Below are 22591 nucleotides of genomic sequence, written 5' to 3'. Positions count from 1 at the left end.
GCCTAGAAGTAGGCACGGCGCGAGGAGCGCCTTTACCCACCCTGCATGCGCTGCGTGATCAGCGCCCCGCATCCATATCCCCCGCTTCGCGCTGGCCGCTGAGCCAGAGCGCGAGCAGGGTCCAGAAAGCGCCGGAGAGCAGATACGCACCCGAGGCGATGACGCCGAGATTGGTGGCGAGCAGCAGCGCGACCAGCGGGGCGAAGCCGGCGCCGAACAGCCAAGCCATGTCGGAGGTCAGCGCCGACGCCGTGTAGCGATAGGCCTGCCGGAAGTTCGAGGCGATCGCACCCGACGACTGGCCGAAGGACAGGCCGAGCAGGATGAAGCCGATCACCATGTAGATGGTCTCGCCGAACGCGCCGGCGTCGAGCAGCTGTGGCGCGAAGCCGCTATAGATCGCGATCGCGATCGCCGATCCCATCAAGAGCGACTTGCGCCCGACGCGGTCGGCAATGATGCCGGAGGCCACGATCGCCGCGACGCCGAACACGGCAGCGACGATCTCGATGATCAAGAAGCGCACCGGGCTTTCGTGGGTGAACAGGAACACCCAGGACAGCGGGAACACCGTGACCATGTGAAACAGCGCGAAGCTCGCCAGCGGCGCAAAGGCCCCTAGCATGATGGTCTGGCCTTCGCGCGCGACCGTCTCGGAGATCCGTGCCGGCTGGAGTTCGCGGGTCTCGAACAGCGTGGCGTATTCTTCCGTCGTCACCATGCGCAGGCGCGCGAACAGCGCGACGACATTGATGGCGAAGGCGACGAAGAACGGATAGCGCCAGCCCCAGTCGAAGAAGTCATCGGCCGAGAGGAGACCGGCGAAATAGGCGAACAGCGCGCTCGCCACGATCAACCCGAGCGGGGCGCCGAGCTGCGGCACCATCGCGTACCAGCCGCGCTGCGAGGCCGGCGCATTCAGCGCCAGCAGCGAAGCCATGCCGTCCCAGGCGCCGCCCCAGGCCAGACCCTGCGCGATGCGCGCCAGCGCCAGCAGCCAGATCGCGGCGACGCCGATCTCCTGATAGCCGGGCAGGAACGCGAGCGCGACGGTGGCAGTGCCGAGCAGGAATAGCGCCGAGATCAGCTTGGCCGTCTTGCCGTATTCGCGGTCGATCGTCATGAAAATGACGGTGCCGATCGGACGGGCCATGAAGGCCAGCGCGAAGACCATGAAGGAATAGAGGGTCCCGGTCAGCTCGCTCGCGAACGGAAACACCAGGCGCGGAAACACGATCACCGAGGCGATCGCGAAGACGAAGAAGTCGAAGAATTCCGAGGTACGGCCGATGATGACGCCGATGGCGATCTCGCCGGGACTGGCCTGGTCGTGGCCGTGCTCGCCCGTGTGGAGGTCTGCCATTGCGGGGGTCTGTGCCGTCGCCATTCGTGCGCCCTTAACGTCCTGAAAACCAAAGCCGACCGCCCGGCGGGCGCCAGGCAATCTAGCCCTATCTGGCGCAACCTCCCGCACCGCAACATTGGACAAATTGTCCAATGTCCCCATTGTTGCGCCGCAGCTACCCCTTGGCCCCGCAAAGGAAACTCATTCTCATAAGGCTCGGCCCGTGTCTCGTCTCAAGATCCTGGCGCTACTACCTCTGGCTGCCGCGCTCAGCGGCTGCGACTACGTCGTGCTGGCGCCAGCCGGCGATATCGCCGCGCAACAGCGCGACCTCGTCATCATCTCCACCGTCCTGATGCTGCTGATCGTCGTGCCCGTGATGGCGCTGACGGTGCTGTTCGCCTGGCGCTACCGCCAGTCCAACACCGAGGCCCGCTACGAGCCGGACTGGGATCACTCGACCAAGCTCGAGCTGGTGATCTGGTCCGCGCCTCTCTTGATCATCGTCTGCCTGGGCGCGCTGACCTGGATGGGCACGCATCTGCTCGACCCCTATCGCACCCTCGGCCGCATTCATGCCGAGCGCGCGGTGGACAGGTCCAAGGCCCCGCTCGAGGTCGACGTCGTCGCGCTCGATTGGAAGTGGCTCTTCATCTACCCGGATTACGGCATCGCCACCGTCAACGAGCTCGCAGCTCCGGTCGATCGCCCGATCACCTTCCGCATCACCGCGTCCTCGGTGATGAACTCGTTCTACATCCCCGCGCTCGCCGGCCAGATCTACGCGATGCCGGGCATGGAGACCAAGCTCCACGCCGTGGTCAACCGTGCCGGCACCTACAAGGGTTTTTCGGCGAACTATAGCGGCGCCGGCTTCTCGGGCATGCACTTCAACTTCAGGGGCCTCGACGACAAGGATTTTGATGCCTGGATCGCCAGCGCCAAGTCGGCCGGTGGCTCGCTTGGCCGCGCCGAATATCTCCAGCTGGAGAAGCCCAGCCAGAACGAGCCGGTGCGGCGCTGGGGCACCGTCGATGCCGATCTCTACCGCCTGATCCTCAACATGTGCGTCGAGACCGGCAAGATGTGCCAGAGCGAGATGATGGCGATCGACGCCAAGGGCGGCAACGGCCATCAGGGCCTGAACAACACCCTGCCGCTCGCCTACGACAAGTATGCCCGCCGAGGCACGGTGCTCGGACCCGAGCCGACCTTCGTCGCCGGCACCTGCACGCCGGATGCGCCGCAGGGGCAGACCACCGCCTCGATCAAGGCTCCGACCGATTTCGCGCCGCTCCTGGGTGCCGGCCTGAAGCGGCCGTCGTTCACGCCGCTGAAGTCCTCGTCCTTCTTCCTCGGACAGCGTCCCAAGTCCGATTCCTGAAGTCAGACTCCTAAAGAGAGTTCGCATGTCTCCTGATCTTCTCAAGCTCATCTTCGGCCGGCTCGGCCTCGAATCGCTGCCGCTGCACGAGCCGATCGTCGTCGGCACCTTCGTAGTGGTCGCGCTCGGCGGCGCCGCGCTGCTCGGCGGCCTCACCTATTTCCGCCTCTGGGGCTATCTCTGGCGCGAATGGTTCACCACGGTGGACCACAAGCGCATCGGCATCATGTACATGATCCTCGGCATCGTGATGCTGCTGCGCGGCTTTGCCGACGCGCTGATGATGCGCGGCCAGCAGATGCTCGCGTTCAACGGCTCCGAAGGCTATCTCAACGCCCATCACTACGACCAGATCTTCACCGCCCACGGCGTGATCATGATCTTCTTCGTGGCGATGCCGCTGGTCACCGGCCTGATGAACTACGTCGTGCCGCTGCAGATCGGCGCGCGCGACGTCTCGTTCCCGTTCCTGAACAATTTCAGCTTCTGGATGACGGTCGGCGGCGCGGTGCTGGTGATGGCCTCGCTGTTCATCGGCGAATTCGCCCGCACCGGCTGGCTGGCTTATCCGCCGCTGTCGAACATCGGCTACAGTCCCGACGTCGGCGTCGACTATTACATCTGGGCGCTGCAGGTCGCCGGCGTCGGAACGACGCTATCCGGCATCAACCTGATCTGCACCATCGTCAAGCTGCGCTGCCCCGGCATGACCATGATGAAGATGCCGGTGTTCACCTGGACCTCGCTCTGCACCAACGTGCTGATCGTCGCCTCCTTCCCGGTCCTGACCGTGGTGCTCGCGCTGCTCTCGCTCGACCGCTATGTCGGCACCAACTTCTTCACCAACGATTTCGGCGGCAGCCCGATGATGTACGTGAACCTGATCTGGATCTGGGGTCACCCCGAGGTCTACATCCTGGTTCTGCCCGCGTTCGGCATCTTCTCCGAGGTCACCTCGACCTTCTCGGGCAAGCGGCTGTTCGGCTACACCTCGATGGTCTACGCCACGGTCGTCATCACCATCCTGTCCTACCTGGTGTGGCTGCACCACTTCTTCACGATGGGCTCGGGCGCCAGCGTCAACTCGTTCTTCGGCATTACCACGATGATCATCTCGATCCCGACGGGCGCGAAGATGTTCAACTGGCTGTTCACGATGTATCGCGGCCGCATCCGCTACGAGCTGCCGATGATGTGGACCATCGCCTTCATGCTGACCTTCGTGATCGGCGGCATGACCGGCGTTCTGCTCGCGGTGCCGCCGGCCGACTTCGTGCTGCACAACAGCCTGTTCCTGATCGCGCACTTCCACAACGTGATTATCGGCGGCGTGGTGTTCGGCGCGTTCGCCGGCATCAACTACTGGTTCCCCAAGGCGTTCGGCTTCAAGCTCGATCCGTTCTGGGGCAAGATGTCGTTCTGGTTCTGGGTCACGGGCTTCTACCTGGCCTTCATGCCGCTCTACGTGCTCGGCCTGATGGGCGTGACCCGCCGCCTGCGCGTGTTCGACGATCCGTCCTTGCAGATCTGGTTCGTCATCGCTGCGATCGGTGCCGTGTTCGTCTTCATCGGCATTCTCGCGATGCTGATGCAGTTCGCGGTCAGCCTGCTCAAGCGCGAGCAGCTCAAGGACGTCACCGGCGATCCCTGGGACGCGCGCACGCTGGAATGGGCGACCTCCTCGCCGCCGCCGGACTACAACTTCGCCTTCACCCCGGTCGTTCACGACAATGACGCGTGGTGGGACATGAAGCGGCGCGGCTATCAGCGTCCGCTCACCGGGTTCAAGCCGATCCACATGCCCAGCAGCACCGGCACCGGCATCATCCTCGCCGGCTTCGCCACCGCGATGGGCTTTGCTCTCGTCTGGTACATGTGGTGGCTCGCCGCCCTGAGCTTCATCGCGATGCTCGCCGTCGGGATCGGCCACACCTTCAACTATCACCGCGACTTCGACATTCCGGCTGACGACGTCATCCGGACCGAGGACGCGCGCACCAAGCTGCTCGCCGGAGCCAAGTAAATGACCGTTGCCGTCAATCCCTCGCAGACCGGCGAGCCGGTCTTCTACCTCGCTGACGAGCATCCGCATCCGGAAGGCTGGAGCACCTCGCTCGGCTTCTGGATCTATCTGATGAGCGACTGTCTCATCTTTGCGATCCTGTTCGCCACCTACGGCGTGCTCGGCGGCAACTATGCCGCCGGCCCCGCGCCGAAGGACCTGTTCGACCTCACCCTGGTCGCGGTGAACACGTCCATGCTGCTGCTGTCGTCGATCACCTACGGCTTTGCGATGCTGACGATGCAGCAGAACAAGATCGCGCAGACGCAAATCTGGCTCGCGATCACCGGCCTGTTCGGGGCCGCGTTCATCGGCATCGAGCTCTTCGAGTTCGCCCACATGATCCACGAGGGCGCAACGCCGCAGCGCAGCGCCTTCCTCTCCGCCTTCTTCACCCTGGTCGGCACCCACGGCCTGCACGTCACCTGCGGCCTGATCTGGCTGGTGACGCTGATGGTGCAGGTCGGAAAGTTCGGCCTGATCGAGGCCAACCGCCGCCGCCTGATGTGCCTGTCGATGTTCTGGCACTTCCTCGACGTGGTCTGGATCGGCGTCTTCACCTTCGTCTATCTCCTGGGAGTTCTGCGATGAGCACCGATACCCACGCAGCCGGCGCGCACGACCATCACCACGAGGGCGGCCACGCCCACAGCACGTTCTCGGGCTACATGCTCGGCTTCGTGCTCTCGGTCGTGCTCACCGCGATCCCGTTCTGGCTGGTGATGAGCGGCGCGCTGCCGAGCAAGCAGATCACCGCGCTGGTGATCATGGCCTTCGCAATCGTGCAGATCGTCGTGCACATGGTCTACTTCCTGCACATGAACACGACGTCCGAGAACGGCTGGACCATGATGGCGCTGATCTTCACCATCGTGATGGTGGTGATCGCGCTGTCGGGTTCGCTGTGGGTGATGAGCCACCTCAACAGCAACATGATGCCGATGCACCAGATGAGCGGAATGAAGTGAGCGAAACAGGGACCGTGACGGGCGAGGACGGAGATGCGCGCAGCAAGGCTGCGCGGTCGGCGTCCTTGTGGCTCACGATCCTGTCGCTCATTGCTTTCGTGCTTCTGATTGCGCTCGGCGTCTGGCAGATCGAGCGCCGCGCCTGGAAGCTGGCGCTGATCGACCGGGTCGAGCAGCGCGTCCACGCGCCGGCTCAGCCGATCCCCTCGCCCGGATCATGGCCCGCCGTCAGCGCCGCAAGCGACGAATACAGGCACGTCAGCCTCAGCGGGCGCTTCCTGCATGAGAGCGAGACGCTGGTTCAGGCCGTCACCGAGGAAGGCCCCGGCTATTGGGTGCTGACGCCGCTTCAGCGCGACGACGGCACGCTGGTCCTGATCAATCGCGGCTTCGTGCCGTCCGAGCGCCGCGACGCATCGACGCGCCGGGACGGCAATCCGCAAGGTCGGGTCGAGATCACCGGCCTCCTGCGCATCACGGAGCCGAAGGGCGGTTTCTTGCGCACCAACGTGCCCCAGCACAACCGCTGGTACTCGCGGGACGTCGCCGCCATTGCGACGGCGCGCGGTCTTCGCGAGGTCGCGCCCTTCTTCGTGGACGCCGACGCCGGATCACAAATCGCCGGCGGCCCAATCGGCGGATTGACCGTGATCCGCTTTCCCAATAACCACCTGATCTACGCGCTGACGTGGTTTGCCCTGGCTTTCATGCTGGCCGGCAGACTTTTCGTCACATTCGGCGGCGGGCTGTTCCGTCGCAAGCGCTTCGTCCACGACAAGGCCGGCGGCTCGGATGCCGACGCCCGCAGGACGGGATCAGATGCTGGAACGATCGTCGAGCCGACCTGACGACGGGAAAACGCTTTCCCAGACGCTTGGGCGTGACGGGCAAGCCGTCACGCTGCAATCGCAGGCCGACGCGCGCAGCGAGCTGATCGGCACCATGCCGACCGAGGACGAGACCAACCGCAAGAACATGGCGCTGCTGATCCAGCTGCGCTGGACCGCGGTGGTCGGCCAGATCGTGACCATCGGTACCGTGCATTTCGGCCTCGGCATCCCCCTGCCGCTGGAGCGGATGGGCGCGGTGATCGGCGCGCTGGTGCTGCTCAACGTCTCCAGCCTGGTCTGGGTGCGCCATCGCGCTGCGATCACCAACAATGAGCTGTTGGTCGCCTTGATACTGGACGTCGCCGCGCTGACCGCGCAGCTCTATCTCTCCGGCGGCGCCACCAATCCCTTCACCTCGCTGTTCCTGCTCCAGGTGACGCTCGGTGCGGTGCTGCTCGATGCCCGATCGACCTGGTCGCTGGTGGCGCTGACCTGCGCCAGCTTCGTCTGGCTGACATTGGCCTACCGGCCGCTCGATCTGCCGCCCAATCCGTTGAGCGAGACCTATACGCTCACCGTAACAGGCATGCTCCTGGGCTTCGTGCTCAACGCCGTGCTGCTCGTCGTGTTCGTCACCCGCATCAACAGGAATTTGCGCGAGCGCGACGCGCATCTGGCGGCGCTGCGCCAGCATGCCGCCGAACAGGACCATATCGTGCGCATGGGTCTGCTCGCCTCCGGTGCGGCGCATGAGCTCGGCACGCCGCTCGCCTCGCTCTCGGTAATCCTCAGCGACTGGCGCCGCATGCCCGATCTTGCCGCCGATCAGGAGCTTGCCGAGGACCTCGCGGAGATGGAAACCTCGTTGCAGCGCTGCAAGTCGATCGTGACAGGCATCCTGGTGTCGGCGGGCGAAGCGCGCGGTGAAGGCTCCTCACCGACGACGGTGACGGCCTTCGTCACCGCGCTGGTCGACGAATGGCGCAATGCGCGCTCCGCCCGCACGCTCTACTTCGTCAACACCTTCGGCGAGGACGTCGCAATCGTCTCCGACGTCGCCCTGAAGCAGGTGATCTTCAACGTGCTCGACAACGCCTATGAGGTCTCGCGCGAGTGGCTCGAGCTCGTCGCCGAGCGCGAGGGCGATAATCTCGTGCTGTCGATCTCCGACCGCGGCCCGGGCTTTGCGCCGGAGATGCTGGCGCAGCTGGGGAAGCCCTATCAGTCGAGCAAGGGTCGCGCCGGCGGCGGGCTCGGCCTGTTCCTGGTGGTGAACGTCGTGCGCAAATTGGGGGGCACCGTGAGCGCCAAGAACCACAGGAAGCGCGGCGCCACGGTGCGCCTCACGCTGCCGCTCGCAACATTGGCGATCGGAGGGAATTTTGACGCCTGACCGTTCGCTGATCGTCGTCGAGGACGATGCGGGTTTTGCCCGCACGCTGAAACGCTCGTTCGAGCGCCGCGGCTACGAGGTGGTACTCGCCGCCTCGATCGAGGAGGTGCGCCAGGTGCTGGAGGAACGCTCTTTCGGTCATGCCGTGGTCGACCTCAAGCTCGGCGGCGCCTCGGGTCTTGCCTGCGTCGAACTCCTGCACACGCATGACCCGGACATGCTGATCGTGGTGCTGACCGGCTTTGCCAGCATCTCCACCGCGGTCGAGGCGATCAAGTTAGGGGCCTGCCACTATCTGGCAAAGCCGTCGAACACCGACGACATCGAGGCCGCCTTCCACAAGGCCGAAGGCAACGCCGAGGTCGCGCTCGATTCGCGGCCGACCTCGATCAAGACGTTGGAATGGGAACGCATTCACCAGACCTTGATCGAGACCGACTTCAACATCTCGGAAGCGGCCCGCCGGCTGGGCATGCACCGGCGGACGCTGGCGAGGAAGCTCGAGAAGCGGCCGGTGAAGTAGGAGCGCTATCGCATTTGGCAGCATTCCCTGCGGCCATCCTTCGAGACGCCCGCTTGAAGCGGGCTCCTCAGGATGAGGACGAAGTGCGCGGCTGCAGTTTACGAGCACTGATGCTGATGAGCCTCATCCTGAGGAGGCGCGTCAGCGCCGTCTCGAAGGACGAGGCGTGCGCACCGGCCGCTATTTGCCGAACTGCGCGATCAATTCGGCCAGCGCGACGTGGCCTGTGCACGATCCCGTTCCCCGATGCGAGCCGCCGTCCTCCAGAGCGGTGGCGTAGAGGACCGCGGGATCGGACTCGAGGCGCGCGCGCAGTGCCGCCAGCTTCGGCCAGCGGCTCCTCTCCGCAACCGCATGGAAGTCGAGCCAGCGCGCGACGCCGACAAGCACGGCGTCGGCAAGGGTCGGCCGCTCCCCGAGCAGGAATTGCCGCGTTTCGATCACTTCTTCGAGCTTGTCATGACGCTCGATGACCCTTGCTGTGCCAAATGCGCGCAGGACCGACTTCGCGGCGGGCTCCATCGCTTCGGCTTCCAATGCGGCCCACAGCGGCGCGAAGGCGGCGGTGAAACCGGTATTCACGAACGCCATGAGCTGATGCATGCGATCGGCTTGCCGCGATGAGGGATCGAAGCTGATGCGGCGTTCGACATCCCTGGCCTCTAGCCAGGCCGCGATCGCCATCGTTTCCGTCAGCACCTCGCCCTGCTCGGTGATGAGGACCGGCGTCTCGTGTCGCGGATTGATGCGGGCGTATGACCGGTCTCGCATCTCGCCCAACATATCGACCCGACACAGCCGATATGGCTTGCCCAGCCATTCGAGAGCCGCAACGAGCCCCATGGAGCTTCCCTTCGGGAAGCCGTAGAGTAGAATTGGGTCCATGATCCATTCTCCGTGATTTCTGATGATCACGCTGCGCAGCGGTGATGCGACCCTAGCCGCTCGCCGCATCAAGTAAATTACGAACTTTTTTGTAACCTGGAGGCACCGATGAAGGATCTCGTGTCGAGATGTCCCATCGAGGAAGTGATGCAAATTCTCAGCGGTCGCTGGCCGACGCTGCTGATCTATTATTTGAAGCAGGGCACCAAGCGCTTCAGCGATCTGCGCCGCGACAATCCGACCATCTCGCACAAGATGCTCGCGCTCGAGCTTCGCAAGCTGGAAGACGCCGGGATCGTCAGCCGCACAGAATTTGACGGTTATCCGCTGCGCGTGGAATACGATCTGACCTCCGCCGGTCACGCGCTCGTGCCATTGATCGATGCCTTGGGGGACTGGTGGACGTCGGTTGCGGCAGCGGCTGACGGAGAAGGCAGCCCGAATGGAATCAGCGTCTCGGCAAGGGCGCAGCGAACCAGCGGCTGAAGGCCCAAGCGAGGAGACTGCCGTGACAATGCTCGTCGAGCGCTTCAACCTGCCGGCTGCGCCTTCGCCCGCGCCGAGCGAGCGCGATGCCGAAACAGTTCAGTTCGCACAGGCCGCGCTCGCTTCCGCCAAGCGGGAGGGCCTGCAACTCGCGGTGCGGGCGCGCTATGTCGCCCTCGTCGTCATTGGCTGCCTGATCATGGTGATCAACCCGGCTTGGGAGCAGCTCTATTACGTGGCGCTGCTCGGCTTGTTCGCACTGATCGGCTGGGCCCAGGTCCGGGTTGGGCGGGTGGGCCTGTCACGGCCGGAATTGGCACTGCTGTTCTGCGACTTGGCGCTGCTGACGTACCTGATTGTGGTTCCGAATCCGTTCGGAGCCTCGCATTGGCCGGTCGCAATGCAGTACCATTTCGGCAACTTCATTTATTTCTTCGTCCTGCTCGCAGGCGCCACATTGGCCTATACTTGGCGGACCGTCATTGCGGTCGGCATGTGGACGACCGCGCTCTGGTTGATCGGCATCGCCTGGGTCTGGTGGCAGCCCGATCGCGATCCTGCGCTGACGGCCCGCATCGCGACCGCAACAGGCAGCGATGAGCGCCTGTTTGCAATGATCTCGCCCAGCGCGATCGGATTCCACGTTCGGGTCCAGGAGATCGTCGTATTCCTGATCGTGGCCGCGACCTTGGCGCTCGCGGTCCGCCGCAGCAACGACCTCTTGATTCGGCATGCCGCGGTGGAGCGCGAGCGCGGCAACCTCGCACGCTACTTTTCACCGAATGTCGTGGCGGAATTGTCGAAGCAGGACGAGCCGTTGAAGCAGGTCCGCACGCAACACGTCGCGGTGCTGTTCGTCGACATCGTCGGCTTCACGGCCTTTGCCGATGCGCGCTCGCCGCAGGAGGTGGTGCGGACGTTGCGGGAATTCCATGGGCTGATGGAGCAGGAGGTTTTCCGCCATAGCGGCACGCTCGACAAATATCTCGGGGACGGATTGATGGCGACGTTCGGGACGCCCTTCGCGGGCGCGCGCGACGCCAGCAACGCGCTGCGATGTGCCCAGGCGATGATCGCGGCGGCGGAGAGTTGGAACGATCGGCGGGCAGCGTCTGGCGAGCCAAAGCTGCATGTGAGCTTTGGCTTGCATTATGGGCCGGTGGTGCTCGGCGACCTCGGGCAGACCTGTCTGGAATTTGCCGTGATCGGCGCGACCGTCAACGTGGCAAGCCGCCTCGAGGCTTTGACCCGCACCTTCGACTGCGCGCTGGTGGCGAGTGACGACCTCGTCAGCCAGGCGAAGGCCGAGCTTGGCGGTGCAGCCGCAACGTTTCAGTCATTGGAAGCGCGAGAGGCGCGGGCGGTCCGCGGCATTCAGCAGCCGATCTCGATCTGGACCCAGCCGCGCGGCGCGTAGAGCCGAACTCCCGCGGCCTCAGGAAGCCAAACAAAAAGCCCGGCCGAACGGCCGGGCTTTTGATTGCTTGCGTTCGGTGCCGGCTTACGCGGCCTCGTCGGCGACGGTGCTGTCGTCGCCATCGGTATCGTCGGTATCGCCCTCGGCATCCGTGTCAGCTTCGCCCTCGGCAGCTTCCGCCTTGGCATTGCGGCGCGGGCTCTTGGCAAGCTGCGCCTCGATCTCCTTGACCGCTTCGGTCTCGGTCGAGTGCTGCACCACCGCGATTTCGCGGGACAGACGGTCGAGCGCCGCTTCATAGAGCTGGCGTTCCGAGTAGGACTGCTCGGGCTGCGATTCCGAGCGATAGAGGTCGCGCACGACTTCCGCGATCGCGACGATGTCGCCCGAATTGATCTTCGCTTCGTATTCCTGGGCGCGGCGCGACCACATGGTGCGCTTGACGCGGGCGCGGCCCTTCAGGGTCTCCAGCGCCTTCTTGACCAGCGCCGGATCGGACAGCTTGCGCATGCCGACATTGGCGACCTTGGCGGTCGGCACGCGCAGCGTCATCTTGTCCTTGATGAAGTTGATGACGAACAGCTCGAGCTTCGCACCGGCGATCTCCTGCTCCTCGATGGCCAGGATCTGGCCGACGCCGTGAGCGGGATAGACCACGAATTCGTTGGCCTTGAAGCCCTGACGCTGGGTCACGACCTTCTTTTCCTCGACCTTCGGCGCAGCCGCGGGCTTGGCGGCCGGCTTGGCAGCGACGGGAGCCTTGGCCGGCGCAGCAGCAACGGGAGCCTTCGGCGCGGCGGGCTTGGCAGCGGGGGCCTTGGCGGTCACAGGCTTGGAAGTTACAGGTTTGGCGGCAGCAGGCTTGGCAGCGGTCGCTTTCGCGGCCGGTTTGGCAGTCTTGTTAGGCATTGCGCTTCTTTTGTTCTTCGAGGACTTTGCAGCCGGCGCCTTCGTCGCGGTCCGACCCTTGGATGCGCTACGGCTGGCCGCGGCGACTTTTTTGGCCTCCTTATGGGAAGCCCTCGCTGAAGTACTCTTTTTACGCGTTTTCTGTGACACAGCCTGCGCGCGGAAACTGCCACGCCCCTGTTCGACATTTGGTTTCACGGGAACCCAGAGGGGCCAACGGGGCTGACGGGGTTCGGCTTAATGTGCCCAATATAGCACATTTCCCGCAAAAATCAATGATTTAGGGGTCTTCAGGGCTGGTTTTCGGCGGCAGCGCCGCTATTAGGGTTAAGTTTGGGCGCGAATTAGTCCCCAGAGCCGGGGTTCGGAGAAAAATATTTCTCGAACTTGCCTTCCATGCCGTCGAATTCCTTGGCGTCGGCAGGTGATTCTTTCTTCTGGGTGATGTTCGGCCAGCTCTTGGCGTAGTCGGCGTTGACCTGGAGCCACTTTTCGAGGCCCGGTTCCGTGTCCGGCTTGATGGCGTCGGCGGGGCATTCCGGCTCGCACACGCCGCAATCGATGCACTCGTCGGGATGGATGACGAGCATGTTGTCGCCCTCGTAGAAGCAATCGACCGGGCAGACCTCGACGCAGTCGGTGTACTTGCACTTGATGCAGTTTTCAGTGACGACGTAAGTCATCCAACGCTCCGAAAAGCTCTTTTAGAAGTCGCGGCTTGCCTAGCGCGGATGGCCGGGCGCCGCAAGGTCGGGAAGGCCCGAACATGACGGCTTTATGCGTTTGATCGATCAAGAAATGAATAACAAGCGCAATTAATTGCGCGTGCCGAGCTCCTCATAGAGCACGCGAGCCGAGGCGGCATCGCCACGGCGCTCGTTGAAGGCGGTGACCTTCAGTACGCGCACGGTGCGATCGAGCGCAATGGTGAGGACGTCGCCAAGCTTGATCGCATGGCCCGGCGATGTCTCGCGCACGCCGTTGACGCGGACATGGCCGGTGACGACGAGCTCGGCCGCAGAGGTGCGCGCCTTCACCACCCGCGCGTGCCACAGCCATTTGTCGATACGCTGCCGCTCGGTCGTCGTCGTCGTGGGATTACTCCTTCCGCCCCAGCTGCTCTTTCAGCGCGGCGAGCTTGGCGAAGGGCGAGTTCGGATCGATCGGACGATCGCGCTCGCGCGGATTCGCGCTGGAGGCGTAGGGACGCAGTGAGGGACCCGACTCGCGATCACGGCGGTCACGGCCCTTGTCGCGGTCGCGGCCGCGATTGTCGCGGCCCTTGTCGCGATCTCCGCCGAACTTCTTGTTGTCGCGGTTGCGATCGCGATCCTTGTCGCGGTCCCCCTTGCCCTGGAAGCTGCGATTGCGGTCGTCGCGGCGCTCACCGCCCTCGCCGCCTTCACGCGGCTTGCGGAAGTCGCGTCCGCCATCGCGGCGATGGCCGCCGCCATGACGATGGCCCGGCTTCGCGCCGTCGGCGGCTTCGCCGGGCGCGGCGCTCGCTGCATCGGGTGCAGCGCCAGCCTCGGCGCCGGGCCGCGGACGCTGGTTGTTGTGACGCTGGTGGCGATGGCGCTCGTGGCGCGGCTTGCGATCTTCGTGACGGCCGGCGGGGCGCCAGACCTCGACCAGCTCGGGCTCGGCCGGTGCGACTGTTGCCTCAGGCGCGGCGGCATCGGGGGATGCAGCAGCTTCCGTCGCGGCGGTCTCGGCGGCAGCCGCTTCGAGGCCGGCAGCCTCGGCGGGCGTCGCAGCCTCTTCTGCGGGCGGCGCGATGCCGGGGGCGTCCTCGGGGGTGACGGGGGTTTCCGGAGACGCTTCCAGCGCCGGCTCCTCGTGAGCCTCCGCAGGAGCGGGCTCGTCGTGCGGCTCCATGCCGGGCGCGTCTTCGACGGTGACGGATTCGGCCGTAGCCTCAGCGGCCGCGGCCTCAGCCGGCAGGCCGGCAACGGCTTCCGCTGCAGCCTCGGTCGAGGTCTCCGCGCTGCCTTCAGCGGGCGGCGTCTCGGCCGCGACCGTCTCAGTCACGACCGTCTCGGTCACGACCTGCTCGGTCACGACAGGCTTCGGCGGCAGCGGCGGGCGCTTCTCCATGCGATAGCCGAGCGCGCGCAGCACGGAGGCGAAATCCTCGCCGGCAGATCCGGTCAGCGAGGTCATCGCCTGCGTGACCACGAAGCTGCGGCCGTCGAACGCGCCGGCGGGCTTTTCGCCCGGCGAATTCTCGCGCCAGGCCAGCGCCGGGCGGATCAGGTCGGCGAGGCGTTCCAGGATGTCGACGCGCACGGCGCGCTCGCCGGCCTGCTTGTAGCCGAGCACGCGATAGGCATCGCGCGGCAGCGCCTTGTCGACCGGGAACGAGGTGCGCCCCGAGGAGGCCAGATGCTGCGCGCCCGAGAGCGCGGAGAGATCGACATTGTCCTGCTTCAGCGCCCAGAGCAGCGCGGCGAGCGCACGCGCGGCGGGCTTGAGCAGGCCGGGGAAATAGATGTGATAGGCGCCGAAGCGGACGCCGTATTTGCGCAACACGGCGCGCGAGGGCTGGTCGAGATCCTTCAGCTCGCTGGCGATCTTCGGCCGCTCGAGCACGCCGAGCGCCTCGACCAGCTGATAGGCGATGCCGCGGGCAATGCCGGTGACGTCCTCGGCCTTCGACAGCTCGAACATCGGCCCGAGCAGCTTTTCGATGTGGGTCTTGAGCCAGAGCTCGAGCCGCGCCTGCACCTTGTCGCGGGGCGCGCCGGTCAGGCGCTCGTCCGAGATGATGCGAATGCGCGGATGCAGCGCCTCGTCTGCGGCGGCAAGGCGCGCCACGGCATCGCCGGTCCAGCGGATGATGCCTTCGGAGGTGAGCACGAACTGCTCGTCCGGCGCATTGCCCAGCTTTTCGGCGCGCGCGTTGATCTCGCCGGCGAGCACCGCTTGCGCTGCAGCCTGCAAGGCTTTCGCATCGGAGCCGGCTTCCGCCGCATCCGGTGCAAAGGTGAAGCCATCGAGGCGGCCGATGACATGGCCTTCGACGATGACTTCGCCGGTCTTGCCGATTTCAGTATTCAAGCTCGTGTTCTCCCGCAGGCGGCGCATCAATACACTGGTCCGGCGATCAACGAAACGCTCAGTCAAGCGTTCATGGAGCGCATCCGATAATTTATTTTCGACCTCCCGCGCGATCCCCTGCCAGCGTTCCGGGTCTTTCAGCCAGTCCGGGCGGTTGGCGACGAAGGTCCAGGTGCGGATCTGGGCGATTCGGGCCGACAGCGTGTCGATGTCGCCGTCGATGCGGTCGGCCTGAGTGACCTGGGACTCGAACCAGGCATCGGGAATGCAGCCCTTGCGCATCAGGAAGCCGTACAGCGTCGTCACCAGCTCGGCATGGGCGGCCGGCGACAGCTTTCTGTAGTCCGGGACCTGGCAGGCTTCCCAGAGCCGCTCCACGGCGGCCTTGCCATGCGCGATATCGCGCACCTCGCCGTCGCGGGCGGCGTGATCGAGCACGCGCATGTCCTCGGCGATCGGCGCGCGCGTCAGCGTCTCGTGGCCGGGCGCGAGGTTCAGCGAGACCTGGAGCGCACCGAGCGAGGAGAAATCGAGCTTCGAATTGCGCCATTGCAGCACCTTCACGGCATCGAAGGTGTGGTTCTGCAGCGCGTTGACGAGCTCGGGCTCGAACGGCGCGCAGCGGCCCGTCGTGCCGAAGGTGCCGTTGCGGGTGGCGCGGCCGGCGCGGCCTGCCACTTGCGCGAATTCGGCCGGCGTGAGGCGGCGGAACTGGTAGCCGTCGAACTTGCGGTCGGAGGCGAAGGCGACGTGATCGACGTCGAGATTGAGGCCCATGCCGACGGCGTCGGTGGCGACGAGATAATCGACGTCGCCGTTCTGGAACATCGCCACTTGCGCGTTTCGTGTGCGGGGCGAGAGCGAGCCCAGCACCACGGCGGCGCCACCATGCTGGCGGCGGATCAGCTCGGCGATGGCGTAAACTTCATCCGCGGAGAAGGCGACGATGGCGGTGCGGCGCGGCTGGCGCGTGATCTTGCGGTCGCCGGCGAATTCGAGCTGCGACAATCTGGGCCGCGTGATCATGGACACGCCCGGCAACAGGCGCTCGATGATCGGGCGCATGGTGGCGGCACCTAACAGCAGCGTCTCGTCGCGGCCGCGGCGGTTGAGGATGCGGTCGGTGAAGACATGGCCGCGCTCGAGATCGGCGGCGATCTGGACCTCGTCGACGGCGAGGAAGGAGACGTCGAGATCCCTAGGCATCGCCTCGACGGTCGAAACCCAATAGCGCGGGTTCTTCGGCTTGATCTTCTCCTCGCCGGTGACGAGCGCGACGCTGGCCTCGCCCGCGCGATCGGCGATCTTGTTGTAGACCTCGCGCGCGAGCAGGCGCAGCGGCAGGCCGATCATGCCCGAGGGATGCGCCAGCATCCGCTCGATGGCGAGATGGGTCTTGCCGGTGTTGGTGGGGCCGAGCACCGCAGTGACGCCCGCACCGGGTGCGCGCTCGGAGGCGAAGGGGGAGGAGGAAAAAGCCATGTCTATCGGATTAGGTAATGGCGATTTGGGCGAATGTCAGTGCTATCCGGGGCGGTGTGGCGACGCCGAGGTGTCAGCTATGTCTCCGAACGCTGGGGCGGGGCGCAGCACTCTGCTGTCATGCCCCGGCTTGACCGGGGCATCCAGTACGCCGCGGCCCGTCGGCTCAACCCCAACCGCTTGGGCGTACTGGATCGCCCGGTCAAGCCGGGCGATGACACCGACGGTGTGAGAGCGCCCTCCCAAAATCCCGCGCAACTGTCTCACTTTGCGACGCTTTTCCCGTTCGCTTTAAGCTTCGGAACGACTCTAGAACGAATCGCGGCCGAATCGCTGACTCCCGATTGAGTCCCGTTCCGTTCACGCAACATGTCGCGGGACTCGTCTTGGTTGCGCACTAGATGGAGTTTTGCGGGGGCGCACAAGCGAGCGGGGTGGTTAAAGCTGGGGACGGCCTCGAGTCGAATCAGAATCGGGGAGGAGTCAAATGGATTCGCGTCTTCGTCATGCGCGGGCTTGACCCGCGCATCCATCGAAAGACGAGCATCCCTCGAAGGGATGGATGGCCGGGTCAAGCCCGGCCATGACGGCCTTCCGAACTCATTGTTACGAGAACAACCCCATGCACAGTAGGTAAGTGCTTGATTTTGCTAGGCCGCCACCGAACGCTCGTCATTCCGGGGCGCGACGCAGTCGCGAGCCCGGAATCCATCGTGAAACCGTCGCTGTAGCCCGATGGATTCTCAGGTGCGCAAGGGCGCACCATAGTTCGCGCCAAGGGGCGCGCCCCGGAATGACGGCGGAGAGAGCGGTGCGGCCTCCTCGCCTACTGCGTCTTCGCGACGCGTGGCGGCTGGGGCGACGTGATGAAGCTCGTCGCTTCCAGCATGGCCGGGCCGAGCGGGGTCGGCACTTTCAGCCAGAACGGGACCAGGATGCGCGTGCCGGCGATGGGGGCGAACGCGATCTCCATGTTGCGCTGGGCGGCGAGGTATTTGATCACGGGGCGGTCGGGAATGTAGCCGGCGACGGGGACGAAATAGATCGAGCAGACCACGACCGGGCCACGATAGCCCTTCTCCGCCTTCACGGTCTCCATGCGCTTGAAATCGAGCTTGAGCTCGTAGCGCATGCGGCCGTCGAACACGGGCGCGGAGCTGTGGCAGGCGTCCTGCGAAACGGGATCACCGGTGCCGGGCACGCGCAGCAGCGAGGCCGTCATGGGGTCCCAGACGCCGCGGCGATGCGCCTCGGTGACGACGATACGATCAGGATCGACCGGCGGCTCCGGCAAAATCGCAAAATCCTTCACATTGCCCTTGTCGAGGGTGATGCGGATCTCTTCGGTCTTCTTCTGGGTGGTGGTGGAGGCCTGGTAGCCGGTCGCAACCAGCGCGCCATTGACCACGCGCCCCTGGCTGGCGCCGGTGCCGGACCCGCCCGTGAACGACTTCAAAAGCCCGGTGGTGCCGCCGGCGGCCGCCGCCGAGAACACGTCGTCCTGGATATCGATGTTCCAGGCGCCCTTGCCGACAGGAATGCCCGCCAGCGTCGCCTCATATTGCGCCTCGAGCTTGCCTTGCGCGGCCGCCGGCGCCACGCCGGACGCCAGGCCCAGCACCACCGCCGGGCCACAAAGCGCCATCAGCCGGCCGGCCGGACGCAGACAGGCTGAGCGCAGGACTTGCGCGAAATGAAGGGTTATCGGCACGAAATAATCCAATCGGGGCGCGATCCGCTGTTATTTAAGCCAAAAACCGCGACAAACAATGTGTCGGAGCATGCAGCCCCGGGAACTCCACCGGACTCTTCGACGGCGAATACGCCCTTTATGTGATGGTAAGGCGCGACAATCATTGCCGTTTTGGTGATTGGAAGGTAACGGGGGGCGCTTCGGCCTCGCCGCTGTCATGCCCCGCGAAGGCGGGGCATCCAGTACGCCGCAGCCTCTCGACTATGGCCGCCCCGCCGCGGAGTACTGGATCGCCCGCCTTCGCGGGCGATGACACCGAGGGTGGGGCGCAAAACCCGCATCCCAACAGCCCCAAATCCTTGACTACCCGCCCCTTCCCCCCTATACGTCCGCCCGCTCCCTGCAAGGACGACAGAATTTGCCCCCGTGGCGCCGAGATGGCGGCCGCACTCGTTGGGGGTTCGAACTATAAGGATTTCTACCATGTCTCGCCGCTGCGAACTGACGGCCAAGGGCCCCCTCGTCGGCCACAAGGTCAGCCACTCCAACATCAAGACCAAGCGCCGCTTCCTGCCGAACCTCGTCAACGTGACGTTCATCTCGGAAGCCCTCGGCCGCAACGTGCGCCTGCGCGTCTCCACCAACGCGATCAAGAGCGTCGACCACAATGGCGGCCTCGACCCCTTCCTGCTCAAGGCCAACGCCGACGCGCTCTCCCCGCGCGCCCTCGAGCTGAAGCGCGCCATCCAGAAGAAGGTCGGCGACGCCCAGCCGGCGAAGCAGGCGAGCTGAGATTTTACGGAATTGGGCGGGGGCTAAGTTGCGTCGCGTGGCGTAGGCTTAGCCGAGTAGAGTTTGCGTTGCGGCCGGATCGGGAGATCCGGCCGTTTTTGTTTTTTGACCGGGCTAGCCTCATAGTACCTCTACCTATCTTGCCCCGACTCGATTGCCCGCTATGATCGTGGAAAACGATGATTCAACTTGGGGCAATCTGGTGGGGCTCAGCATCAGCCAGCTGCGGGCTATTGCGCAGCAGCGCGATAGATATCAAACGCAGCTAACTCGACTGAAGGGCCTGGGCAAACAGACCTCATGCATCGAGGCGGCGGTCTCAAGCGCGTGCGACACGCTTGAGAGCGGCACCACCTCATTTGTCATCTACGGAGAACCTCGTCATCTGCTGTGACGGCACCGGCAACGAGATCTCGGAGAACATCTCCAACGTCCTGAAGCTCTATCGCTGCCTGCGCAAGACGGACAAGACGCAGCCGCTGCAGATGCTGCCCTGCGATCCCGCGCCGGCAACCGCAGCGCCACCCGTAAACGCCCCCCGCGCTCGTTAACCGTCCATTAACCAACGCACCCTAGCCTGCGGTAATCGTCCAGCCATCATTAGCTCGAAATGCCTTCCCGGTTCGCTCCAGGAGAAGCGCCGATGTGCGTTGCGTTGTTGACGTATGCCGATCTCAGTGCCCGCCTCGATATCTCGCGCGAGGCCGCGCGGTCGCTGGCGAGACGTCGCGGCCTGCCGCGCTCGCGCTCGGCCGACGGCAAAGCCCTGGTGAGCGTCGATCTCGCCGCGCTCCGGTACACGCCCCGCTCACGAAAGGGCCGCCGGGCAGACCCCATCGATGCCTCCATGGCAAAGATCGAGGCAATCAAGACCCAGGCCCTCAAGGCGGAGATCGCGCGGCTCGAAGACGTCGCAGCCGCCTACAGGGCCGTGTTCGAGCGCGAGCGCGAGCGTGCCGATCGCCTCGCCGTCGAGCTGACGCAGGCGGCCGCCGAGACGACGGCCGCCAATGCGTGGGCGGCACGACTGGAAGACGAAGCGACGGCGCTGCGGAGCGATCGCCGCCCTGGCGGGACGCTCGCGGGATACGCCGCGCGTCGATTGGGACATCTGGCCGCTTCCATCGTGCAAGCAGACCGCGCGGCCCGCAGCTAGCACGCGAGACTTTCTTTAATCCCCGGCTTGCCGGAGCAATCGCGAGGGAAGAATGACTGGCAATACCGATATCCATGAAATGAAAGCCCGCATCGTCGTGTTCGGCGTCGGCGGCGCCGGCGGCAATGCCGTCAACAACATGATCACGGCCGGGCTGCAAGGGGTCGAGTTCGTGGTCGCCAACACCGACGCGCAGGCGCTGGCGATGTCGAAGGCGAAGCGCCTCATCCAGCTCGGCACCCGGGTGACCGCAGGCCTCGGCGCCGGCTCGCAGCCGGAACTGGGACGCGCCGCGGCCGAAGAGGCGATCGACACGATCCGCGATCAGCTGACCGGCGCGCACATGGTGTTCGTGACGGCCGGCATGGGCGGCGGCACCGGCACCGGGGCTGCACCCATCGTCGCCAGAATCGCGCGCGAACTCGGCATTCTCACCATCGGCGTGGTCACCAAGCCGTTCTACTTCGAGGGCCAGCGCCGCATGCGCTTTGCCGAAGCCGGCATCGAGGAGCTGCTGAAGACGGTCGACACCCTCTTGATCATCCCGAACCAGAACCTGTTCCGGGTGGCGAGCGAGAAGACCACGTTCGCCGATGCCTTTGCCCTTGCCGACCAGGTGCTTTATTCGGGCGTGGCCTGCATCAGCGACCTCATCGTCAAGGAAGGCCTGATCAATCTCGATTTTGCCGACGTCCTCTCCGTCATGAAGGAGAAGGGCAAGGCCATGATGGGACGGGGCGAGGCTTCCGGCGAGAAGCGCGTGCTCGCCGCCGCTGTCGCAGCGATCTCCAATCCATTGATCGAAAATCCCTCGATCAAGCGCGCCAGTGGTCTCATCATCTCCATCACCGGCGGCAAGGATCTCATGCTGTACGAGGTCGACGAAGCGGCAACCCGCATTCGCGACGAGGCCGACCCCGACGCCAACATCATCGTCGGCGCGTCCTTTGACGAAAGCCTCGAAGGCATCGTCCGCGTCTCGGTGGTGGCGACCGGAATCGATAATCTCGATCCGGCGCAGGCGCACCCGGTGGAAACCGCCCTCACGCAGCTCGCCGGCAGGCTGCGCAGCGACGGCCGCCGCATTGCCGATCGCATCGAGCGCAGCGCCGCCCTTCCGCAAGCGGGCAGCCCGCCGCTCCGCCCGCAGCCGCATCACCCCGTGGGGCCACCGGCAAGGCCGGGCCTGGACTATGCGCGGCAGGCGGCGCTTCAGCCGCTCGATCCTTACGGCCGCGCGCCTGCGCGCAATGCGCCCGACGAGGCCGTTCTCGATATCCCGGCCTTCCTGCGCCGCGCGGCGAGCTGAGTGGTGGCCCAACACTAGATCGTCATCCGGGGCGCGACGAAGTCGCGAGCTATGATGCGCAATTGCGCATCTGAGGATCCATTTGGCCGCAGTGACTGTTGAGGGATGGATTCCGGGTTCGCGCCAAGAGGCGCGCCCCGGAATGACCGCGTATAGCGTGCACAGCCGCCGATGCTTCACGCCGCCGTGCTGCGCGGGCTCTCGGCGGTTTCCTTCTTGTCCGTTTCCTTGTCGCGGGACAGCCAGGCCGGAAAGCGAAGCAGGCGTTCGTTGGTGTCCTTCGGCAGCTCGATGGGCGGCGCTTCAACGGCCGAACTCGGCAAGTCCAGAGCTGCCTGGCCGGATCGCACCGCATCCGCGCGCTGATCCAGTTCACGCAAGAGGGGATCGAGCACGCTGTCGATCTCGGTCGCCACCGACACCAGGAAACTATTGAGCTCGCGCGCCTCGGGCACAACTGCCGCAGCCGATTCGACCGCCCTGGAGAGACCGTCGACGACAGGTGCAAACGCGCCGGCGGCTTGCTTGATTCGCGTCTTGATCAGTTCGATCTCGCTCAGGACGCGCTCACGCTCCCGCCTTTTCTTCTCCTCCGAAAGGCGAGCTTCAATTTCGGCGATCTGGGCCGTCAGGGTCGTCGCTTCGGATGCGAGCGCATCACGTCTTCCGCGCGCGCGATCGAGATCGCGGCAGAGATTGTCCACTAAGTCGTCCCTTGCGAACATGGCTTTGCTCCATAGGACAGGCGTTCTGCCCTGTAGGACGGCCTTGACGCGAACCACCAGCCTCGCCACCGACCGGATGGCCGGATCGGCCGAAACAGGCATCAATTTCCGTCGCGTCACATGGGCCGACATGGTGATCCCCCATCGTCAACATTAGGCGACCGCATGGTTA

General features: G+C 65.0%; 21 protein-coding genes and 1 pseudogene. 14 read left to right on the top strand and 8 right to left on the bottom strand.

Translation table 11 applies throughout. The features are described from left to right. Positions 1–58 precede the first annotated feature (58 nt). Positions 59–1387 (bottom strand): MFS transporter, encoded by a 1329-nt coding sequence (locus ABIA45_RS29850; RefSeq protein ID WP_157286616.1) that lies wholly within the window; start codon positions 1385–1387, stop codon positions 59–61. Positions 1388–1568: 181 nt separating this feature from the next. Between ABIA45_RS29850 and cyoA the strand changes: the two genes are divergently transcribed. Genes cyoA through ABIA45_RS29815 form a run of 7 tightly spaced genes read left to right on the top strand, consistent with a single transcriptional unit; the run spans position 1569 to position 8505 of the window. After that, on the top strand, positions 1569–2729 hold the full coding sequence (gene cyoA / locus ABIA45_RS29845) for a ubiquinol oxidase subunit II (RefSeq protein WP_404545335.1): 1161 nt from the start codon (positions 1569–1571) through the stop codon (positions 2727–2729). A 25-nt stretch (positions 2730–2754) separates the two neighbouring features. Next, complete coding sequence (gene cyoB / locus ABIA45_RS29840; protein ID WP_109142142.1) at positions 2755–4752, top strand: cytochrome o ubiquinol oxidase subunit I; 1998 nt, start codon at positions 2755–2757, stop codon at positions 4750–4752. Beyond that, positions 4753–5382 (top strand): cytochrome o ubiquinol oxidase subunit III, encoded by a 630-nt coding sequence (gene cyoC / locus ABIA45_RS29835; protein ID WP_404654609.1) that lies wholly within the window; start codon positions 4753–4755, stop codon positions 5380–5382. It begins immediately after the preceding gene. Beyond that, positions 5379–5759: a cytochrome o ubiquinol oxidase subunit IV gene (cyoD, locus tag ABIA45_RS29830; RefSeq protein WP_036001948.1), complete on the top strand. Its 381-nt coding sequence runs from the start codon at positions 5379–5381 to the stop codon at positions 5757–5759. Before cyoC ends, cyoD begins: the two co-directional genes overlap by 4 nt. After that, positions 5756–6607, top strand: coding sequence for an SURF1 family protein (locus ABIA45_RS29825; protein ID WP_404654608.1), 852 nt, complete (start codon positions 5756–5758; stop codon positions 6605–6607). The genes cyoD and ABIA45_RS29825 overlap by 4 nt, the downstream gene beginning before the upstream one ends. Beyond that, positions 6579–7982: an ATP-binding protein gene (locus ABIA45_RS29820; RefSeq protein ID WP_404654607.1), complete on the top strand. Its 1404-nt coding sequence runs from the start codon at positions 6579–6581 to the stop codon at positions 7980–7982. The genes ABIA45_RS29825 and ABIA45_RS29820 overlap by 29 nt, the downstream gene beginning before the upstream one ends. Continuing rightward, positions 7972–8505 carry a response regulator transcription factor gene (locus tag ABIA45_RS29815; RefSeq protein WP_057028497.1) on the top strand — a complete coding sequence of 178 codons (534 nt, stop codon included), beginning with the start codon at positions 7972–7974 and terminating at the stop codon, positions 8503–8505. Before ABIA45_RS29820 ends, ABIA45_RS29815 begins: the two co-directional genes overlap by 11 nt. A 180-nt stretch (positions 8506–8685) precedes the next feature. Here ABIA45_RS29815 and ABIA45_RS29810 read toward each other — a convergent pair whose 3' ends face one another. Then, positions 8686–9390, bottom strand: coding sequence for a glutathione S-transferase family protein (locus ABIA45_RS29810; protein WP_404654606.1), 705 nt, complete (start codon positions 9388–9390; stop codon positions 8686–8688). Positions 9391–9498: 108 nt separating this feature from the next. On the opposite strand from ABIA45_RS29810, the gene ABIA45_RS29805 reads away from it, so the two are divergent. Together ABIA45_RS29805 and ABIA45_RS29800 are read left to right on the top strand one after the other, a co-directional pair. Next, positions 9499–9876, top strand: coding sequence for a winged helix-turn-helix transcriptional regulator (locus tag ABIA45_RS29805; RefSeq protein WP_404654605.1), 378 nt, complete (start codon positions 9499–9501; stop codon positions 9874–9876). Positions 9877–9904: 28 nt separating this feature from the next. Continuing rightward, positions 9905–11293: an adenylate/guanylate cyclase domain-containing protein gene (locus ABIA45_RS29800; protein WP_404655777.1), complete on the top strand. Its 1389-nt coding sequence runs from the start codon at positions 9905–9907 to the stop codon at positions 11291–11293. Positions 11294–11377: 84 nt separating this feature from the next. Here ABIA45_RS29800 and ABIA45_RS29795 read toward each other — a convergent pair whose 3' ends face one another. The 5 genes from ABIA45_RS29795 to ABIA45_RS29775 all read right to left on the bottom strand — a co-directional run bounded on the left by ABIA45_RS29795 (position 11378) and on the right by ABIA45_RS29775 (position 18389). Further along, the gene (locus tag ABIA45_RS29795) at positions 11378–12202 is read right to left on the bottom strand and encodes a CarD family transcriptional regulator (protein ID WP_404654604.1); all 825 of its coding nucleotides are present in this window, start codon (positions 12200–12202) and stop codon (positions 11378–11380) included. A 344-nt stretch (positions 12203–12546) separates the two neighbouring features. Continuing rightward, complete coding sequence (gene fdxA, locus ABIA45_RS29790; RefSeq protein ID WP_018643465.1) at positions 12547–12885, bottom strand: ferredoxin FdxA; 339 nt, start codon at positions 12883–12885, stop codon at positions 12547–12549. 132 nt (positions 12886–13017) lie between these two features. Beyond that, complete coding sequence (locus ABIA45_RS29785; RefSeq protein ID WP_074447665.1) at positions 13018–13269, bottom strand: RNA-binding S4 domain-containing protein; 252 nt, start codon at positions 13267–13269, stop codon at positions 13018–13020. A 31-nt stretch (positions 13270–13300) separates the two neighbouring features. Then, the gene (locus tag ABIA45_RS29780; RefSeq protein ID WP_404654603.1) at positions 13301–16744 is read right to left on the bottom strand and encodes a helicase-related protein; all 3444 of its coding nucleotides are present in this window, start codon (positions 16742–16744) and stop codon (positions 13301–13303) included. Positions 16745–17570: 826 nt separating this feature from the next. Beyond that, positions 17571–18389, bottom strand: a complete 819-nt coding sequence (locus tag ABIA45_RS29775) for a DUF3108 domain-containing protein (protein ID WP_404655775.1) — start codon at positions 18387–18389, stop codon at positions 17571–17573. 531 nt (positions 18390–18920) lie between these two features. Between ABIA45_RS29775 and rpmB the strand changes: the two genes are divergently transcribed. The 5 genes and pseudogenes from rpmB (at position 18921) to ftsZ (ending at position 21694) form a co-directional block, all read left to right on the top strand. Then, positions 18921–19229: a 50S ribosomal protein L28 gene (gene rpmB / locus ABIA45_RS29770; protein ID WP_404654602.1), complete on the top strand. Its 309-nt coding sequence runs from the start codon at positions 18921–18923 to the stop codon at positions 19227–19229. 163 nt (positions 19230–19392) lie between these two features. Continuing rightward, the gene (locus ABIA45_RS29765) at positions 19393–19623 is read left to right on the top strand and encodes a hypothetical protein (RefSeq protein ID WP_404655859.1); all 231 of its coding nucleotides are present in this window, start codon (positions 19393–19395) and stop codon (positions 19621–19623) included. Next, positions 19568–19756, top strand: a pseudogene (locus tag ABIA45_RS29760) (phospholipase effector Tle1 domain-containing protein); the annotation flags it as partial. The gene ABIA45_RS29765 and the pseudogene ABIA45_RS29760, both read left to right, overlap by 56 nt. A gap of 116 nt (positions 19757–19872) precedes the next feature. Next, the gene (locus ABIA45_RS29755) at positions 19873–20385 is read left to right on the top strand and encodes a hypothetical protein (protein ID WP_404654601.1); all 513 of its coding nucleotides are present in this window, start codon (positions 19873–19875) and stop codon (positions 20383–20385) included. A 52-nt stretch (positions 20386–20437) separates the two neighbouring features. Next, on the top strand, positions 20438–21694 hold the full coding sequence (gene ftsZ, locus ABIA45_RS29750; RefSeq protein ID WP_404654600.1) for a cell division protein FtsZ: 1257 nt from the start codon (positions 20438–20440) through the stop codon (positions 21692–21694). 176 nt (positions 21695–21870) lie between these two features. Here the strand turns inward: ftsZ and ABIA45_RS29745 are convergent, their stop codons facing one another. After that, complete coding sequence (locus ABIA45_RS29745; RefSeq protein WP_157288088.1) at positions 21871–22551, bottom strand: hypothetical protein; 681 nt, start codon at positions 22549–22551, stop codon at positions 21871–21873. Positions 22552–22591: the final 40 nt, after the last annotated feature.

It is taken from the genome of Bradyrhizobium sp. USDA 336, from assembly GCF_044908355.1.
GTDB classification, from domain to species: domain Bacteria; phylum Pseudomonadota; class Alphaproteobacteria; order Rhizobiales; family Xanthobacteraceae; genus Bradyrhizobium; species Bradyrhizobium yuanmingense.
Note: the sequence above shows the minus strand (reverse complement) of the source record. Positions and strands in the feature narration are given on the sequence as shown.

Coding starts and splice junctions, on each gene's coding strand:
- ABIA45_RS29810 (WP_404654606.1), bottom strand. CDS start 9,390: ATGGACCCAATTCTACTCTACGGCTTCCCGAAGGGAAGCTCCATGGGG.
- cyoD (WP_036001948.1), top strand. CDS start 5,379: ATGAGCACCGATACCCACGCAGCCGGCGCGCACGACCATCACCACGAG.
- cyoB (WP_109142142.1), top strand. CDS start 2,755: ATGTCTCCTGATCTTCTCAAGCTCATCTTCGGCCGGCTCGGCCTCGAA.
- ABIA45_RS29800 (WP_404655777.1), top strand. CDS start 9,905: ATGCTCGTCGAGCGCTTCAACCTGCCGGCTGCGCCTTCGCCCGCGCCG.
- rpmB (WP_404654602.1), top strand. CDS start 18,921: ATGTCTCGCCGCTGCGAACTGACGGCCAAGGGCCCCCTCGTCGGCCAC.
- ABIA45_RS29850 (WP_157286616.1), bottom strand. CDS start 1,387: ATGGCGACGGCACAGACCCCCGCAATGGCAGACCTCCACACGGGCGAG.
- ABIA45_RS29780 (WP_404654603.1), bottom strand. CDS start 16,744: ATGGCTTTTTCCTCCTCCCCCTTCGCCTCCGAGCGCGCACCCGGTGCG.
- ABIA45_RS29745 (WP_157288088.1), bottom strand. CDS start 22,551: ATGTCGGCCCATGTGACGCGACGGAAATTGATGCCTGTTTCGGCCGAT.
- ABIA45_RS29775 (WP_404655775.1), bottom strand. CDS start 18,389: ATGGCGCTTTGTGGCCCGGCGGTGGTGCTGGGCCTGGCGTCCGGCGTG.
- ABIA45_RS29765 (WP_404655859.1), top strand. CDS start 19,393: ATGATCGTGGAAAACGATGATTCAACTTGGGGCAATCTGGTGGGGCTC.
- ABIA45_RS29795 (WP_404654604.1), bottom strand. CDS start 12,202: ATGCCTAACAAGACTGCCAAACCGGCCGCGAAAGCGACCGCTGCCAAG.
- ABIA45_RS29755 (WP_404654601.1), top strand. CDS start 19,873: ATGTGCGTTGCGTTGTTGACGTATGCCGATCTCAGTGCCCGCCTCGAT.
- fdxA (WP_018643465.1), bottom strand. CDS start 12,885: ATGACTTACGTCGTCACTGAAAACTGCATCAAGTGCAAGTACACCGAC.
- cyoC (WP_404654609.1), top strand. CDS start 4,753: ATGACCGTTGCCGTCAATCCCTCGCAGACCGGCGAGCCGGTCTTCTAC.
- ABIA45_RS29820 (WP_404654607.1), top strand. CDS start 6,579: ATGCTGGAACGATCGTCGAGCCGACCTGACGACGGGAAAACGCTTTCC.
- ABIA45_RS29805 (WP_404654605.1), top strand. CDS start 9,499: ATGAAGGATCTCGTGTCGAGATGTCCCATCGAGGAAGTGATGCAAATT.
- ftsZ (WP_404654600.1), top strand. CDS start 20,438: ATGACTGGCAATACCGATATCCATGAAATGAAAGCCCGCATCGTCGTG.